The 12,752-nt window shown below is 66.5% G+C and carries 14 protein-coding genes; 6 read left to right on the forward strand and 8 right to left on the reverse strand.

Annotated features, from left to right (window positions below; genetic code table 11):
- Positions 1-66: 66 nt before the first annotated feature.
- Both KAY22_RS00315 and rlmN read right to left on the reverse strand, forming a co-directional pair.
- Positions 67-249, reverse strand: a complete 183-nt coding sequence (locus tag KAY22_RS00315; RefSeq protein WP_165323471.1) for a hypothetical protein — start codon at positions 247-249, stop codon at positions 67-69.
- Positions 249-1,457 (reverse strand): 23S rRNA (adenine(2503)-C(2))-methyltransferase RlmN, encoded by a 1,209-nt coding sequence (gene rlmN, locus KAY22_RS00320; protein ID WP_296618699.1) that lies wholly within the window; start codon positions 1,455-1,457, stop codon positions 249-251. The genes KAY22_RS00315 and rlmN overlap by 1 nt, the downstream gene beginning before the upstream one ends.
- Before the next feature lie 133 nt (positions 1,458-1,590).
- Between rlmN and KAY22_RS00325 the strand changes: the two genes are divergently transcribed.
- The 3 genes from KAY22_RS00325 (at position 1,591) to KAY22_RS00335 (ending at position 3,836) form a co-directional block, all read left to right on the forward strand.
- Positions 1,591-1,770, forward strand: coding sequence for a hypothetical protein (locus KAY22_RS00325; RefSeq protein WP_296618702.1), 180 nt, complete (start codon positions 1,591-1,593; stop codon positions 1,768-1,770).
- A 101-nt stretch (positions 1,771-1,871) separates the two neighbouring features.
- Positions 1,872-2,270, forward strand: a complete 399-nt coding sequence (locus KAY22_RS00330) for a hypothetical protein (RefSeq protein ID WP_296618706.1) — start codon at positions 1,872-1,874, stop codon at positions 2,268-2,270.
- 153 nt (positions 2,271-2,423) lie between these two features.
- Positions 2,424-3,836 carry a methyl-accepting chemotaxis protein gene (locus KAY22_RS00335; RefSeq protein WP_296618710.1) on the forward strand — a complete coding sequence of 471 codons (1,413 nt, stop codon included), beginning with the start codon at positions 2,424-2,426 and terminating at the stop codon, positions 3,834-3,836.
- Between the two features lie 65 nt (positions 3,837-3,901).
- Here KAY22_RS00335 and KAY22_RS00340 read toward each other — a convergent pair whose 3' ends face one another.
- The 3 genes from KAY22_RS00340 to KAY22_RS00350 all read right to left on the reverse strand — a co-directional run bounded on the left by KAY22_RS00340 (position 3,902) and on the right by KAY22_RS00350 (position 6,135).
- On the reverse strand, positions 3,902-4,483 hold the full coding sequence (locus tag KAY22_RS00340) for a hypothetical protein (RefSeq protein WP_296618712.1): 582 nt from the start codon (positions 4,481-4,483) through the stop codon (positions 3,902-3,904).
- 17 nt (positions 4,484-4,500) lie between these two features.
- Positions 4,501-5,139, reverse strand: a complete 639-nt coding sequence (locus tag KAY22_RS00345) for a hypothetical protein (RefSeq protein ID WP_296618714.1) — start codon at positions 5,137-5,139, stop codon at positions 4,501-4,503.
- Between the two features lie 447 nt (positions 5,140-5,586).
- Complete coding sequence (locus KAY22_RS00350) at positions 5,587-6,135, reverse strand: DUF4272 domain-containing protein (protein WP_296618717.1); 549 nt, start codon at positions 6,133-6,135, stop codon at positions 5,587-5,589.
- A 37-nt stretch (positions 6,136-6,172) separates the two neighbouring features.
- Here KAY22_RS00350 and KAY22_RS00355 point away from each other — a divergent pair, with 37 nt between their 5' ends.
- Both KAY22_RS00355 and KAY22_RS00360 read left to right on the forward strand, forming a co-directional pair.
- Positions 6,173-6,634, forward strand: coding sequence for a hypothetical protein (locus KAY22_RS00355; protein WP_296618719.1), 462 nt, complete (start codon positions 6,173-6,175; stop codon positions 6,632-6,634).
- A gap of 96 nt (positions 6,635-6,730) precedes the next feature.
- A complete protein-coding gene (locus tag KAY22_RS00360; protein WP_296618721.1) occupies positions 6,731-7,321 on the forward strand; it encodes a hypothetical protein in 591 nt (196 codons plus the stop codon).
- Positions 7,322-7,367: 46 nt separating this feature from the next.
- On the opposite strand, the gene KAY22_RS00365 is transcribed toward KAY22_RS00360, so the two are convergent.
- From KAY22_RS00365 to KAY22_RS00375, 3 genes are all read right to left on the reverse strand, one after another.
- Complete coding sequence (locus KAY22_RS00365; protein ID WP_296618722.1) at positions 7,368-9,143, reverse strand: AMP-dependent synthetase/ligase; 1,776 nt, start codon at positions 9,141-9,143, stop codon at positions 7,368-7,370.
- Between the two features lie 82 nt (positions 9,144-9,225).
- Positions 9,226-10,932, reverse strand: a complete 1,707-nt coding sequence (gene ggt, locus KAY22_RS00370; RefSeq protein ID WP_296618726.1) for a gamma-glutamyltransferase — start codon at positions 10,930-10,932, stop codon at positions 9,226-9,228.
- Positions 10,933-11,000: 68 nt separating this feature from the next.
- The gene (locus KAY22_RS00375; protein WP_296618728.1) at positions 11,001-12,035 is read right to left on the reverse strand and encodes a quinone-dependent dihydroorotate dehydrogenase; all 1,035 of its coding nucleotides are present in this window, start codon (positions 12,033-12,035) and stop codon (positions 11,001-11,003) included.
- 308 nt (positions 12,036-12,343) lie between these two features.
- On the opposite strand from KAY22_RS00375, the gene KAY22_RS00380 reads away from it, so the two are divergent.
- Entirely contained in the window at positions 12,344-12,748 is a 405-nt protein-coding gene (locus KAY22_RS00380; RefSeq protein ID WP_296618729.1) for an SUF system Fe-S cluster assembly regulator, read from the forward strand.
- Positions 12,749-12,752 lie beyond the last annotated feature (4 nt).

The raw sequence follows: 12,752 nt of genomic DNA on the forward strand, positions 1-12,752 counted from the left end.
ATAGCGTAATAAAGCGGCGGAATATCCGAGGCTTGGTTGCGTAGTCCGCCCCGCCGACGGCGGCGTTCAGCGCAGCTTGGCGATCGAAAGACCGTCGGCCTTGGCGCGATCCTTGGTCGATTCCTCCGACCGCTTGAGCGCCTTGGCGATGGCCTTCAATGCCATGCCTTTCTTGGCGAGGGTGTGGAGCTTCTGGACCTCGTCGGTTGTCCAGGGCTGGCGATGCCGTTCGAAGCGATCGCCCGACATCAGCCCAGCGCCGCCTGCTTCTCGGCGGCCATGCGATCCAGTTCTGCGCGGCTTTTCTTTTCGGACGCCGACTTGAGCTGACCGCAGGCGGCCATGATGTCGCGCCCGCGCGGGGTGCGGACGGGCGCGGAAATGCCGGCCTTGAAGATGATATCGGAGAAGCGCGCGATCCGCTCGGGATCGGAGCAGTCATAGTCCGCACCCGGCCAGGGATTGAACGGGATCAGGTTGACCTTGGCCGGCAGCTTGTACTTGCGGATCAGCCGGACGAGTTCGTGCGCGTCCTCGTCGCGGTCGTTCTTGTCCTTGAGCATCACATATTCGAAGGTGATCCGCCGGGCATTGTTCGCACCGGGATAGTCGGCGCAGGCCTGCAGCAGTTCCTCGATGCCATATTTGCGGTTGAGGGGGACGATCTCGTCGCGCACCTCCTTGGTGATGGCGTGGAGCGATACCGCCAGATTGACGCCTATCTCCTCCCCCGCGCGCGCCATCATAGGCACCACGCCTGCGGTCGACAGGGTGATCCGCCGCTTCGACAGGGCCAGGCCGTCGCCGTCCATCACCAGCTTGAGCGCGTCGCGGACATTGTCGAAATTGTAGAGCGGCTCGCCCATCCCCATCATGACAATGTTGGTGAGCATGCGGCCCTCCGGCTGGGACGGCCATTCGCCCAATGCATCGCGCGCCAGCATCACCTGCCCCACGATCTCGGCGGGGGTGAGGTTGCGGACCAGGCGCATCGTTCCGGTGTGGCAGAAGCGGCAGTTCAGCGTGCAGCCCACCTGGCTCGACACGCAGAGTGTGCCGCGATCGGCGTCCGGGATGAACACCATCTCATAATCCTGGCCGTCGTCCGAGCGGAGCAGCCATTTGCGGGTGCCGTCGGTCGAGACCTGCGCCTCGACAACGTCGGGGCGCGAGACGACGAAGCGTTGCTCGAGCCAGGCCCGCATATCCTTGGCGATGTCGGTCATCACCGCGAAGTCGGTCGCGCCGCGATTGTAGATCCAGTGCCACAGCTGCTTGGCGCGCAGCTTGGCCTGGCGCGGTTCGAGCTGGGCGGTTTCGAGCGCCATGCGCAGATCGTCGCGCGACAGGCCGAGCAGGTCGATCCGGCCGTCGCTGCGCGGCTTCAGATCGCGCGGAACGGGCACAGGATCGATGTGGCCGGGAATCGGCATGGCGACAGGCTGCGGGTGATTCATGGAGGGCACATAGGCGATTCGGCCGCATTTTGCCACTGCGCCAGATTTCCCGTTCCACATACATCACGGATTTAGGAACAATACTAATCGTTCCCCGGTCGGTGGGCCTGCATCCTGCGCCCCAGGAAAGAGCATGGACCGAATCGACATCATCGCCTTCTTCAATCTGCGCCGCGCCGAGGAGGAGCGGCTCAAAGCTGCGCGTACCACCTCGCTGCGGGCGCGGGAGGCGCATCTCGAGATGGCCAGGATGTTCGAGGATCGTGCGCAGGAGGTGCGCGCCGCCGAAGCGGCCGACGCCCGTCCCGCCTGACTCCGCGCACCGACAGACGCTCCGTCGCGCGCATTTTGCTTCCGCACCGCCCTGCAGGCTGTATAGCGGCGCGTCGGAACCGAGCCCCACGGAGAGACGAAGTGACCAGATCCGCTGCCGAGGTTATGCACGACGTGATCGTCGCCGCCGTTATCGATGGTCTCGGCGCCTTGCGTACGGCATCGAAGGGGGTGCCCAACGCGCTGTTGCGCGACCTGGCGGCGATTCATCCGAACACTACCTTCAAGGATCTGCCGACCGATCTGCAGGCTTCGATCCAGACCAGCGTGCGTTCGGCTTTCACCAAGCTGCAGTCGGAAGGCTATACCGTGCTCAATCCCAAGGTCGCCGGCGTCAGCCCGCGCCCGCCGCGCCCTCAGGGGGCGGTGTCTTCGGGGCGCGGACCGGGTGGACCGGGACGGCCCGCCGGCGCGCGTGATCAGCAGCGCCGCCCGCGTCCGGATCGCGCGCCGTCGGGAAAGCGACCGCCACAGAAATAGCGCCCGCGATTATCGATTCCTTTCATTCCCGTAACCAGCGACATGTACCAAGGTACAGGTCGGATAACGGGGGTTCGTTTTGGCGCGATTCATCTTTCGCAAACGATGTCTGACGTATAACCGCCGTCAGGGAAAACATCGGTGGGGGTTGCGATGCTCTGGTTTGAAAAGCATCTGCCTGTCAGGCGCAAATTGTCCGTGGCCTTTGCGAGCATCATCGCAATCCAGGCCATTCCGTCTCTGCTCTTGGCGATGACGTCGTGGGGGCGTCCGCTATTCGGCCTCGCTTATGGCGGGGCCCTGTTGATCTTCGGGGTTGCGGTGCTGGCGACGGGACTTGCCGTCGCCTTCCGCAAGGCGACCGCCGACCCCTATGTAGCCACCGTGGTGCGCATGGAAGCGCTGGCCGATGGCGATCTCGACACGCCGGTCGACTATGTCGACTATGAGGATTGCGTCGGCCGCATGGCCCGCGCCATGCACAAGTTCAAGGAAGCGGCGCTGGCTCGCATTCGCGCCGAAGCCGAACTGCGCGCCTCGACGCAGCAGCAGGATGTCGTGGCCTCGCTCAGCGAAGGGCTCCGCAATCTCGCTGCCGGCAATTTCGGACATCGGCTGTCGAAGCCCTTTCCGACCGAATATGAAGCGGTCCGGATCAACTTCAACGAAGCGGGTGACGCGCTTCAGGCGGCGATCGGCGAGGTCAACGAGGCCGCCCAGCGAATTCGGACCGGCTCAGCCGAAATCAGCCAGGCATCCGATGACCTGGCACGCCGGACCGAGGGTCAGGCCAGCTCCATCGAAGCCACCGCGCTGACGATGGAGCAACTGGCCACGGTCGTCCGCAGCTCTGCCAAAAGCGCGGCGGAGGCCGAGAAGGTCAGCGCCACCGCACGGGTCAGTGCCGAGAATGGCAGCGACGTCGTCCGAGACGCCGTCCGCGCCATGGGCGCTATCGAGAAGTCGAGCCAGGAGATCGCGCAGATCGTGACGGTCATCGACGGCATCGCCTTCCAGACCAATTTGCTCGCCCTCAACGCCGGCGTCGAGGCGGCGCGGGCCGGCGATTCGGGCAAGGGCTTTGCCGTGGTCGCCAACGAGGTCCGCGCTCTTGCTCAGCGATCGGCGGACTCTGCGAGCGAGATCAAGTCGCTGATCGAGAAGAGCGCCCAGCAGGTTAAGCAGGGTGTGGAACTCGTCAGCCGCTCGGGCAAGGCATTCGATACGATCCTCGAAGGCATCGGGACGACCTCCTCGCTGGTGCGCGACATTGCCGGCTCGGCAACCGAACAGGCCGAAGGGATCAGCAAGGCGAACGTCGCGGTCTCGGAGATCGAGAAGGCCACCCAGCAGAATGCCGCGATGGTCGAGGAGGCCAGCGCCGCCGCCCGCAGCCTGTCGTCCGAAGCCGATACGCTCGGCCGGCTGGTGCAGCGCTTCGGCTTCGCCGAGCAGTCGACGCCGATCGCCCGGCCGGCTCGCAGCGCTGCAACTCCCCGGCCCCGCTTCCAGGGCAACGCCGCGTTGAAAGCGATCCCGGAGGCCGACGACTGGCAGGAATTCTGACCCGACGGGTCAGACCGGTTTGATGACGGGCGGGGCCGTCTCACGCAGGTCCGCCCGTCTTCGATTCAGGCGAACGGACCTTTCCCGGGTTCGCTCCAGGCGATGCGCCCCAGGCTCAGCAGCACCAGCCCGCACAGCGCCGCGACGCTATAGGCGTTGAGCCGGAAGAAATCGGAATATTGGCTGGCATCGAAGCGGCCGAACGGCGCGCCATAATGGTCATGGAGCAGTGCCGCTCCAGCCGCCGCCGCCCAGATGCCGATCGTCCAGCGCCGTTCCCCGCCGCGAAAGGCGAGCAGGCCGATCAAGGCACAGGCGATCAGGAACAGCTCGACTCCCGAGGCCACTCCGAAGGCCTTGGCGCTGATGACGCCATTACCGATCCCCACCAACGGAAGCATGGCCCGGCCCGCTGCCGCATTTGGCCGCGCGACGGCCGGCACGGCGAGGAAGAAGGGGGTCGACAGGAAGGTCCAGACGGACACCCACCAGTCGCCGCCGACGGCCCAGAGCAGATAGAGCGGATAGACGGGCTGGTTCGACGCCACTGCCAGCGCTATCCAGTTGCACGATTCGGCACGCGGGTCGGGATGCGCCGCATAGCTGCGCAAACGGCCGAACAGGCCGGTCGGCCTGGCTGGCGGCACGTCCCCGGACGGATCTTTCATCGCTCGCCGATCAGGTCGGGAAAGCCATAGCTCTGCGCCACCAGCATCGTGTGGGTCCCCGCGACATGCGGCGCGACCTGCACCACCTCGCGCGTGTAGCGAAGCAGGTTGTAAGGATTGCGATATTGCGCCGAGATCAGGATGTCGAAAGCGTTGGAGCCGTGGATGATGCTGGCGTTGACGAGCAGCAGCGGCAGCTTGCCGTCGTCGAGATTGGCCGAGATCCAGCCGCGCGAACGGCGGACGATCTCGCGCACGATCGCCTCCTGGCTCGGCTCCTCGCCCTCGCGGCGTGCCTCCCAGGCCAGCCGCTCTTCGCGCAATGAGCCGAGGTCGACCGATACGGCGATCATCCCCTGTTCGGGCAGCTGCACCTTGTCGGCATAACCGCGCGGCCAGAGAAGCTCGCCCACCGTGCCGTCGCTGACCATGCGCGTCAGCGTCCGCGCCGCAGCCTGTCGCTCATGTTCGCTGAGCGCTTCGCCTTCGGTCCGGCCATGGACTGCGGCCAGCGCCGCGCTGTCGAGCAAACCTTGCCGATCGTGCAGACGCGGGAACTCGGACGCTATCGCGCGCAGTATCCGCTCCGAAGCTGCTGCGGGGCGCTCTTTGCCTGATTCGCCGTCGTTCTTCATGCGCCCCCCACAGACATGCTATTTTGGAACCTGCCAATCGAAAAGGATATCGAAGCCTCTTCTGCTTCCCACTGTATGATGCAGGCAGTACAGTTAGCTCATGAGCCTGTCCATCGCGACCGTTCCCGGCGGCCAGGGGGCGGTCGATCACTGACCGAGTGTCGGGTTGCGCAACGCGCTATCGTGGCGAAGACCAGCGAGTCACCGCGCTTTCTACCGTCTGAGTTGCCCGGAATTCAGACGCTTTGCCCTTTTCACCGCCTCTGCTGCAACCGCTCCCGTCGCCAGAGCGACGGTCTTCTGAACGTCGTTGGAGCCGTGCCAGAGTTTGCCTGCGACACCATAAGCGGGCAATGGCCCGCGGGCCATTCCCTACATGTAAAGAACATAAAAAGAACAAATGTTAGAGGGCTACTAATGGCGGGGTTGCAAGCGCGCCGCCGCCGTTCAACTCCAGTCGATCCGATCGGGATTGATGATCCATTGGAGCGCGATGGAACGGCCCTCCGCGACATAAGCGATCACAGCCTGCCCTTCATCCTCCTCATTCTCTGCCAGCATGCGGTCGGCGGCGCGCATGAGCGCGGTTTGCCGCTCGGCGAGTGCCGCGATCTCCTTGGCCGGGCGCAGGGTCGATGTGCGAATCTCTTGGGCGGTCCGCTCTCCACCCGGTGGCATCATCGAGACGATCGCCGGGAGATCGGCTTCGATCTCGGTGGGTTCTTGCGAGATCGGCAGGTCGTAGAGGCCGAGCGCCCAGAGCAGCGCGGCCAGACGTTCGATTTCGATCGCTGAACGATAGCGCTGCTCGTCCGGCAGATCGTCGATCGTGAGCAGGTCGGCTTCGGACGGCGTCAAGTCCGCCAGTTGCTCTTCGACGAGCCAGTCGAGCAGGGGGTCGCGGTCGGCGCCATGGACGGCCAGCACCACGGCCGACAGGACGAGCGCCCGCGTTACCACCTCTGGCCTGGGAGCGGACCGCGATACCGCCGTCACCGCGCAGCAGGCGTCGGCCCTGCGCCCGGACCATCAGTTGAAAGGCGGCGCCGGCGAGCGCATCCATCGTCTCCGCCGCACGCGCGGCAAGCGCGTCGTCATCGTCCGCCTCGAACAGGCCATCGGCAAAGGCAAGGATGCGGGCGCGGGTGTCATCGAAGGATCGGGCGGGTCCGGGCGTGAGCATCACCTCGGCCGGCGCGTCATCGTCTTTCGCGCGGCCGAACTGCCACCATTTGCGCGCTACGGGCGCCCGTTCGACGACCCCCGTCACGGTCCAGCTGCGGCCAGCAGAATCCACGATCTCAAGGTCGAGATGACGACCGCGTTCCGACAGCCAGCCGGTCTTGCCGCGCAGCAGCCCGATTGCCTGAAACGGCATGGGGTCGTCATCGACAGGAAAGCCCAGCACCGGAAAGCGGATGTCCGCGTCCATCAGTCCCACCGTCATAGCCGCCCTCCGAATCGGAACATAGTAGGAACGATAACGACAGAGTGAAATTATTCCAGACAAGAGATGTGGTTCCCGGACCTGCTTGTCGGGAATGGTGCAAGGCCTGCGGAACGCTGCCGATCCGCAGTCCGTTATGCCGCCATGCGCAAGCTATCCGTCCATCATCTCCTTCCGGTTCTGCTGCTCGTCGGTTGCAACGACGCAGGCACGGACAACGTCACCACGGCATCCGCTATCGATACCGACCACACTCGACAGCCACCTCCGTCTGACCGTGCGGCGGCCGACATTTCCAATGCGGCTTCGGATCTGCCATCGGCTTCCCCCCATCCACTCGACGACTATCCGAAGCCCGCTGCTGATAACCCGATCGAGCGCGACGCACTTGCAGTGTTGCAGGGCTTCGCCCGGACGCTGGAGCAAGGGTTTTACGACAAGGCCTGGACCATGTTGGGTGAGGCAGGCCAGCGAACTTGGAGCCGCACCGACTTCGACCGCCTGTTCGCCGACCTTCGGGAGAGGAAGGTGGGTGTGCTCGAGGGCAGGACGGAGGGCGCCGCCGGGTCATCCTATTATACCGCGCCGATCATCGTCAGCGGCCATGACCGCGATGGTCGGCCAATACGCTATGAAGGAGAAGCCGTGCTGAGGCGGGTCAACGATATTGACGGCGCCAGCGCTGCGCAGCGACGCTGGCATTTCGAACGGCTGACGCTCGACTGGACCCACTGAGGCCGCTCGCCTCGCGGGCGGTGATATCCGGCCCGTCCGAAGCGGCTCAAGCCCGGTACAAGGCGTCCAGCCGGTCCCCATAGACGGCGCGGATCGCGTGGCGGCGGTTCTTGAGCGAGGGGGTCATCTGTTCGTTCGCGATCGAGAAGGGCTCGTCGGCGATGACGATGCGACGGATCTTCTCGATCACCGACAGGTCGACATTGACGCGGTCTACCGCTGCCATCAGCGCGCGATGCAGATCGACATTGTCGCGCAGCTTCGCCAACTCGGGGGACAGGCCGCGTTCGGCGGCCCAGCCCGCCAGCCATTCCTGGTCGGGGACGATCAGTCCGACGATATAGGGGCGGCGGTCGCCCGAGACCATCGCCTGGGCGATCTCGGGCTGGAGCGTCAGCATGCCTTCCAGCTTCTGCGGCGCGACATTGTCGCCCTTGTCGTTGACGATCAGGTCCTTCTTGCGGTCGGTAATCTTGAGCCGGCCCTTCTGGTCGAGATGGCCGACGTCACCGGAGTGGAGCCAGCCGTCTTTCAGGACGCGCTCGGTCTCGGCCTCGTTGCGCCAATAGCCGGCCATCACCAGCTCGCCCCGGATCAGGATCTCGCCATCCTCGGCTATGCGGACCTCGACGCCCTTCATCGGCGGGCCGACCGTGTCGAGCGCGATCCCGGCCTTGGGGCGGTTGCACGAGACGACCGGACCGGACTCGGTCTGGCCATAGCCCTGGAGCAGGGTCAGGCCGAGCGAGGAGAAGAACTGGCCGACCTCCGGGTTGAGCGGGGCGCCGCCCGATACCAGCGCCTTGATGCGGCCGCCGAAGCGCTTCTGCACCTTGGGCTTGAGCAGCAGGTCGATCGCGAGCTTATAGGGATAGTCGGCCAGGCGCAGCCTGTCGCGCGTGCCGAGTTCGAGCGCCTTGTCGAGCAGCTTCTGGCCGATCCCGCCCTGCTTCTCGACCGCCTTGATCAGGCGCGCGCGCAGCATCTCGAACAGGCGCGGGACTACGACCATGATCGTCGGGCGGACCTCCTCGATATTGGCGGCAAGCTTCTCCAGCCCCTCGGCATAATAGATCTGCCCGCCGAGCCCGATCGGCAGGAACTGCCCGCCCGAATGTTCATAGGCGTGGCTCAGCGGCAGGAAGGACAGGAAGACCTCGTCGTCCCAGCCGAAATCGGCCTGGATGATGTCGAGGCAGCCTTCGACATTGCACAGGATCGCGCCGTGATGCTGGCGTACGCCGCGGGGTGCGCCGCCGGTGCCGCTGGTGTAGATAAGGCAGGCCAGATCCTCCCGCCGCATGTCGAGGGCGCGGGCGGCAGCGGCCTGCACATCGGCCGCCGGATCGCCGGCCAGCGAGGCGAAGTCGAGGGTGCGGACAGCGGTCTGCGGCATCGGCTCCATGCCGATCAGAAATTCGCAGGTCGACGAACGGACGATCGCCGGCAGCAGCACCTGCGCCAGCTTCGCGGTCGAGACGATCGCCGCGCGGGCGCCGCTATTCTCCAATATATGGGTGTGATCGCGCTCGGTGTTGGTCGTGTAGGTCGGCACCGTGACGCAGCCGGCAGCCATGATCGCCAGGTCGGCGATGCAGAATTCTGGGCGGTTCTCGGAGACGAGGACGACACGGTCGCCGTCCTTCAGGCCCTGCGCGCGCAGCGCGGCGGCGAGCGAGGCGACGCGGCGGGCGACCTCGGCCCAGCTCAGCGTCTGCCATTGGCCTTCTTGCTTGGCCCAAAGGAACGGGGCCTCGCCCTTTTCCGCCGCGCGCGTGAAGAACATGGTGACGAGGTTGGGAAAACGCTCGAAGCTACGCATTATCTCTCCTGCCCCGGCGGATCTGGCCGCTCTCCAGCGGGGTATAACGCCGAATCCGGCCTTTGCACCCGCTTACTGTGGCTTATTGTGACAGGGCGACGCCCGGGCTGCGGGGGTCGGCCGCGCCGGTCCAGCCCGTCCTGGTGCGTTCGAGGATGGTCAGCTTCGACGGGATGTCGCCGACGCTGACCGTTTCGCCCAGCTGCGTGAGGGCAGGCACCAGCGCCTCGAGCGGGCTGTTGCGTTCGACCACGAGCGCGGGACCCCGGAAGAAGATATTGGGCAGCGCGATCGCCTGCTCGGCGGGCAGGCCCCAGTCGATCGTTCCGATCATCGCCTTCAGCGCATGCATGATGATCGTGCGCCCGCCGGCCGAGCCGAGGGCGAGCCACGGCTTGCCGTCCTTGCCGTAGACGATCGTCGGCGCCATCGAGGACAGGGGGCGCTTGCCCGGCTGGACATGGTTGGGGACGAGGCGGCCCTTGTCATAGGGGTCCTCGTTGAAGTCGGTCAGCTCGTTGTTGAGGAAGAAGCCGCCCGCGACGAGCGAGCTGCCGAACGGCCCCTCCACCGTCGAGGTCATCGAGACGATGTCGCCGCGATCGTCGACCGCGACGAAATGGGTAGTGCCCTGCTCCGCGGGGGCTTTCGTCATCGCCAGCGGGGTCGCGCCCGGCGGGGTTCCGGGTGGGTAGCTGCCGAGCGTCTTGTCGGGCGAGATCAGCTTCGACCGCTCGGCCAGATAAGCGGGGTCGAGCAGGCCGGCGACCGGCACCTTCACGAAATCGGAATCGCCGAGCCAGGCGTCGCGGTCGGCATAGGCCAGCCGCATCGCCTCGCCGATCAGATGCCAGGCGACAGGCGAATCCTTGCCCAGTTTGGCGAGGTCGAAGCGTTCGAGCATGCCGAGTATCATCAGATCGGTGATCGCTCCCGACGACGGCAGGCCCATGCCGCAGATGCGATGGCCGCGATAGCTGCCGCAGACCGGCGCACGCAGCTTGGCGCGATAGGCCGAGAGGTCGCCGACGGTCAGCGTCGTGGGGTTGCGTTTCGACCGGCCGACCGCCTGGCTGATCTGGCTGGCGATCTCGCCCTTGTAGAAGGCATCGGGACCCTTGGCGGCGATCATCCGCAGCGTTGCGGCCAGAGCGGGATTGCGCACCGTCTCACCGGTGGTCAGCGGGCGACCGTCCTTCCAGTAGATGGCACGCGCCTCGGGGAAGTCGGCCCAGAGCTTCTCGAACTGCTTGAGGCGATAGGCGAGGGTGCCCTGCACCGTGAAGGGGCCGGGTGTATTGTCGGGCAGCAGCGTATAGCCCTGTTCTGCCAGCCGGATCGCCGGTTCGAACAGCTTGGCCCAGGGCAGCTTGCCCCAACGCTTGTGGGTTTCCGCCATCAGCGCGATGTTGCCGGGAATGCCGACCGAATAGCCGCCGGGCACCGCCTGCATGTAGGGGAGCGGCTTGCCGTCGGCGCCGAGGAAGCGGTCATGCCCTGCGGAGGCCGGGGCGGTCTCGCGCCCGTCGATCGTCTCCAGCTTGCCGGTCCTGCCGTCATGATGGAGCAGGAAGCCGCCGCCGCCGATGCCCGAGGACATCGGCTCGGTTACCGTCAGCGCGAGCATGATCGCCATCGCCGCATCGGCAGCGCTGCCCCCCTTGCGCAATATCTCCTGACCGGCGGCAGCGGCGCGCGGTTCGGCGGCGGCAACGGTGCCGGATTCGGCGGTGACGGGCGCCAGCAGAAGGGCGACGGCGGCGAGAGCGGGGAGGGCGCGGTGCAGCATGGCCGCGAGCTTAGAGCCGGATCAGGCCCGGCGGAAGCGCTTTGCGCGTGGCCGTGGCGGCGGCAGGATCAGCCTTGGCCGACGGCCTCGGCGACCGACGCGAATCCGTCGCGTTCGAGCAGCTGTGCCAGCCCTTGGTTGATCCGGCGGGCAAGGCCGGGGCCCTCATAGACCAATGCAGAATAAAGCTGCACTAGGCTCGCGCCGGCGCGAATGCGGGCATAGGCGTCTTCGGCCGAGGCGATCCCGCCAGCGGCGATCAGCGGCATCGTGCCGCCTGTCGCCCGGCGGAAATCGGCCAGCCGGCGCGCCGCGAGATCGCGCAGCGGGGCGCCCGACAGGCCGCCGGTCTCCTGCGCATGGCGTGAGCGCAGTGGCGGCCGCGAGATGGTGGTGTTCGACACGATCAGTCCGTCGAGGCGATATTCGCCTGCGATCTCGGCAATGTCGTCGATGTCGGCGGGCTCGAGATCGGGGGCGACCTTCAGGAAGACCGGCGGGCCGCCGGCAGGGCGCGCTTCCATCACGGCGGCGAGCAACTCGGTGAGAGCGCCGCGGTCCTGCAGCGCGCGCAGCCCCGGCGTATTGGGCGAGGAGATGTTGACCGTCAGGTAGCGCGCCACGCCCGCCATCACGCGCACGCCATTGGCATAATCGGCGATGCGGTCGGTGGCGTCCTTGTTGGCGCCGATGTTCACGCCGACGATGCCGGGCCGCTCGTTGCGGCGGAGCAACCGCTCGAAAGCCGCCGCCTGGCCGCCATTGTTGAAGCCCATGCGATTGATCACCGCGCGGTCCTCGACCAGCCGGAACAGCCGGGGGCGGGGGTTGCCCGCCTGCGGGAAGGGAGTGAGCGTGCCGACTTCGGCAAAGCCGAAGCCGAGCGACAGGATCGCGTCGGGGACCTGCGCATCCTTGTCGAAGCCGGCGGCGAGGCCGACGGGATTGGGAAAGCGCAGCCCCGCCACCGTGCTGGCCAGGCGGGGATCGTCGACCGGCGGGGCGCCGTGCGGCTTCAGCCGCAGCGCCCGGATCGTCGCCCGGTGTGCGCGTTCGGCTTCGAGGGTGAACAGGAGCGGGCGGAGGGCGGCGTAGAGCGACATGGCGGCCGCTTAGCGCGCCCTGTCGTCGGCGTCATGCCCAACTTGCCGATGGCGCCCGTCGACAGGCGAAGAATGTGCAGCCTGCGGGAATAATGTCCCCGCAGCCGCGTATATCCGCTGCACGCCCTCGATCGAGGGTAGGCGATCCCCACCCGGCTGCGTACGGCCCCCCCGAAGCAGCCGGACCGAGCCGCCCTGCCTGCCCCAAGAGGCGGGGCGGTTCACCCCACTTTCCCTTGACGTTGCGTGGGCGAGCGCCCATTTGCCCAATCGGATCGAATCAGTCCGATTGGAAGCGAAACCCCGCGATGCGCCTGTCCAGCCTTGCCGACTATGCCGTCGTGATGCTGTCCGCCGCCGCCCGGCATGGGCAGGGCGAAAGGCTGACCGCGACACTGCTGTCGGACGAGACGGGCGTGCCCCTGCCGACTGCGCAGAAGCTGATGGGCCGGCTGGCGCAGGCCGGGCTGCTGGTCTCGGCGCGCGGCACCGGCGGCGGCGTTCGCCTGGCGCGCGATCCGGCGGCGATCAGTCTTGCGGACATCATCGAGGCGGTCGAAGGGCCGATCGCGATGACCGCCTGTGTCGACGACCATCGCCATGACTGCAGCCTCGAAGGCGCCTGTCGGGTGAAACCGCACTGGTCGGTCGTCAACAACACCATTCGCGGCGCCCTGGGCGGCGTCAGCCTCGAAACCCTGTCGAGGGCATGAGATC

It is taken from the genome of Rhizorhabdus sp. (assembly GCF_018006725.1).
In the GTDB taxonomy this organism is placed as follows: Bacteria; Pseudomonadota; Alphaproteobacteria; order Sphingomonadales; family Sphingomonadaceae; genus Rhizorhabdus.

Bases quoted from the DNA above. Each gene is read 5' to 3' on its own strand.
- KAY22_RS00315 (WP_165323471.1), bottom strand. From the start codon at position 249: ATGTCGGGCGATCGCTTCGAACGGCATCGCCAGCCCTGGACAACCGAC.
- rlmN (WP_296618699.1), bottom strand. From the start codon at position 1,457: ATGAATCACCCGCAGCCTGTCGCCATGCCGATTCCCGGCCACATCGAT.
- KAY22_RS00325 (WP_296618702.1), top strand. From the start codon at position 1,591: ATGGACCGAATCGACATCATCGCCTTCTTCAATCTGCGCCGCGCCGAG.
- KAY22_RS00335 (WP_296618710.1), top strand. From the start codon at position 2,424: ATGCTCTGGTTTGAAAAGCATCTGCCTGTCAGGCGCAAATTGTCCGTG.
- KAY22_RS00345 (WP_296618714.1), bottom strand. From the start codon at position 5,139: ATGAAGAACGACGGCGAATCAGGCAAAGAGCGCCCCGCAGCAGCTTCG.
- KAY22_RS00360 (WP_296618721.1), top strand. From the start codon at position 6,731: ATGCGCAAGCTATCCGTCCATCATCTCCTTCCGGTTCTGCTGCTCGTC.
- KAY22_RS00365 (WP_296618722.1), bottom strand. From the start codon at position 9,143: ATGCGTAGCTTCGAGCGTTTTCCCAACCTCGTCACCATGTTCTTCACG.
- ggt (WP_296618726.1), bottom strand. From the start codon at position 10,932: ATGCTGCACCGCGCCCTCCCCGCTCTCGCCGCCGTCGCCCTTCTGCTG.
- KAY22_RS00375 (WP_296618728.1), bottom strand. From the start codon at position 12,035: ATGTCGCTCTACGCCGCCCTCCGCCCGCTCCTGTTCACCCTCGAAGCC.
- KAY22_RS00380 (WP_296618729.1), top strand. From the start codon at position 12,344: ATGCGCCTGTCCAGCCTTGCCGACTATGCCGTCGTGATGCTGTCCGCC.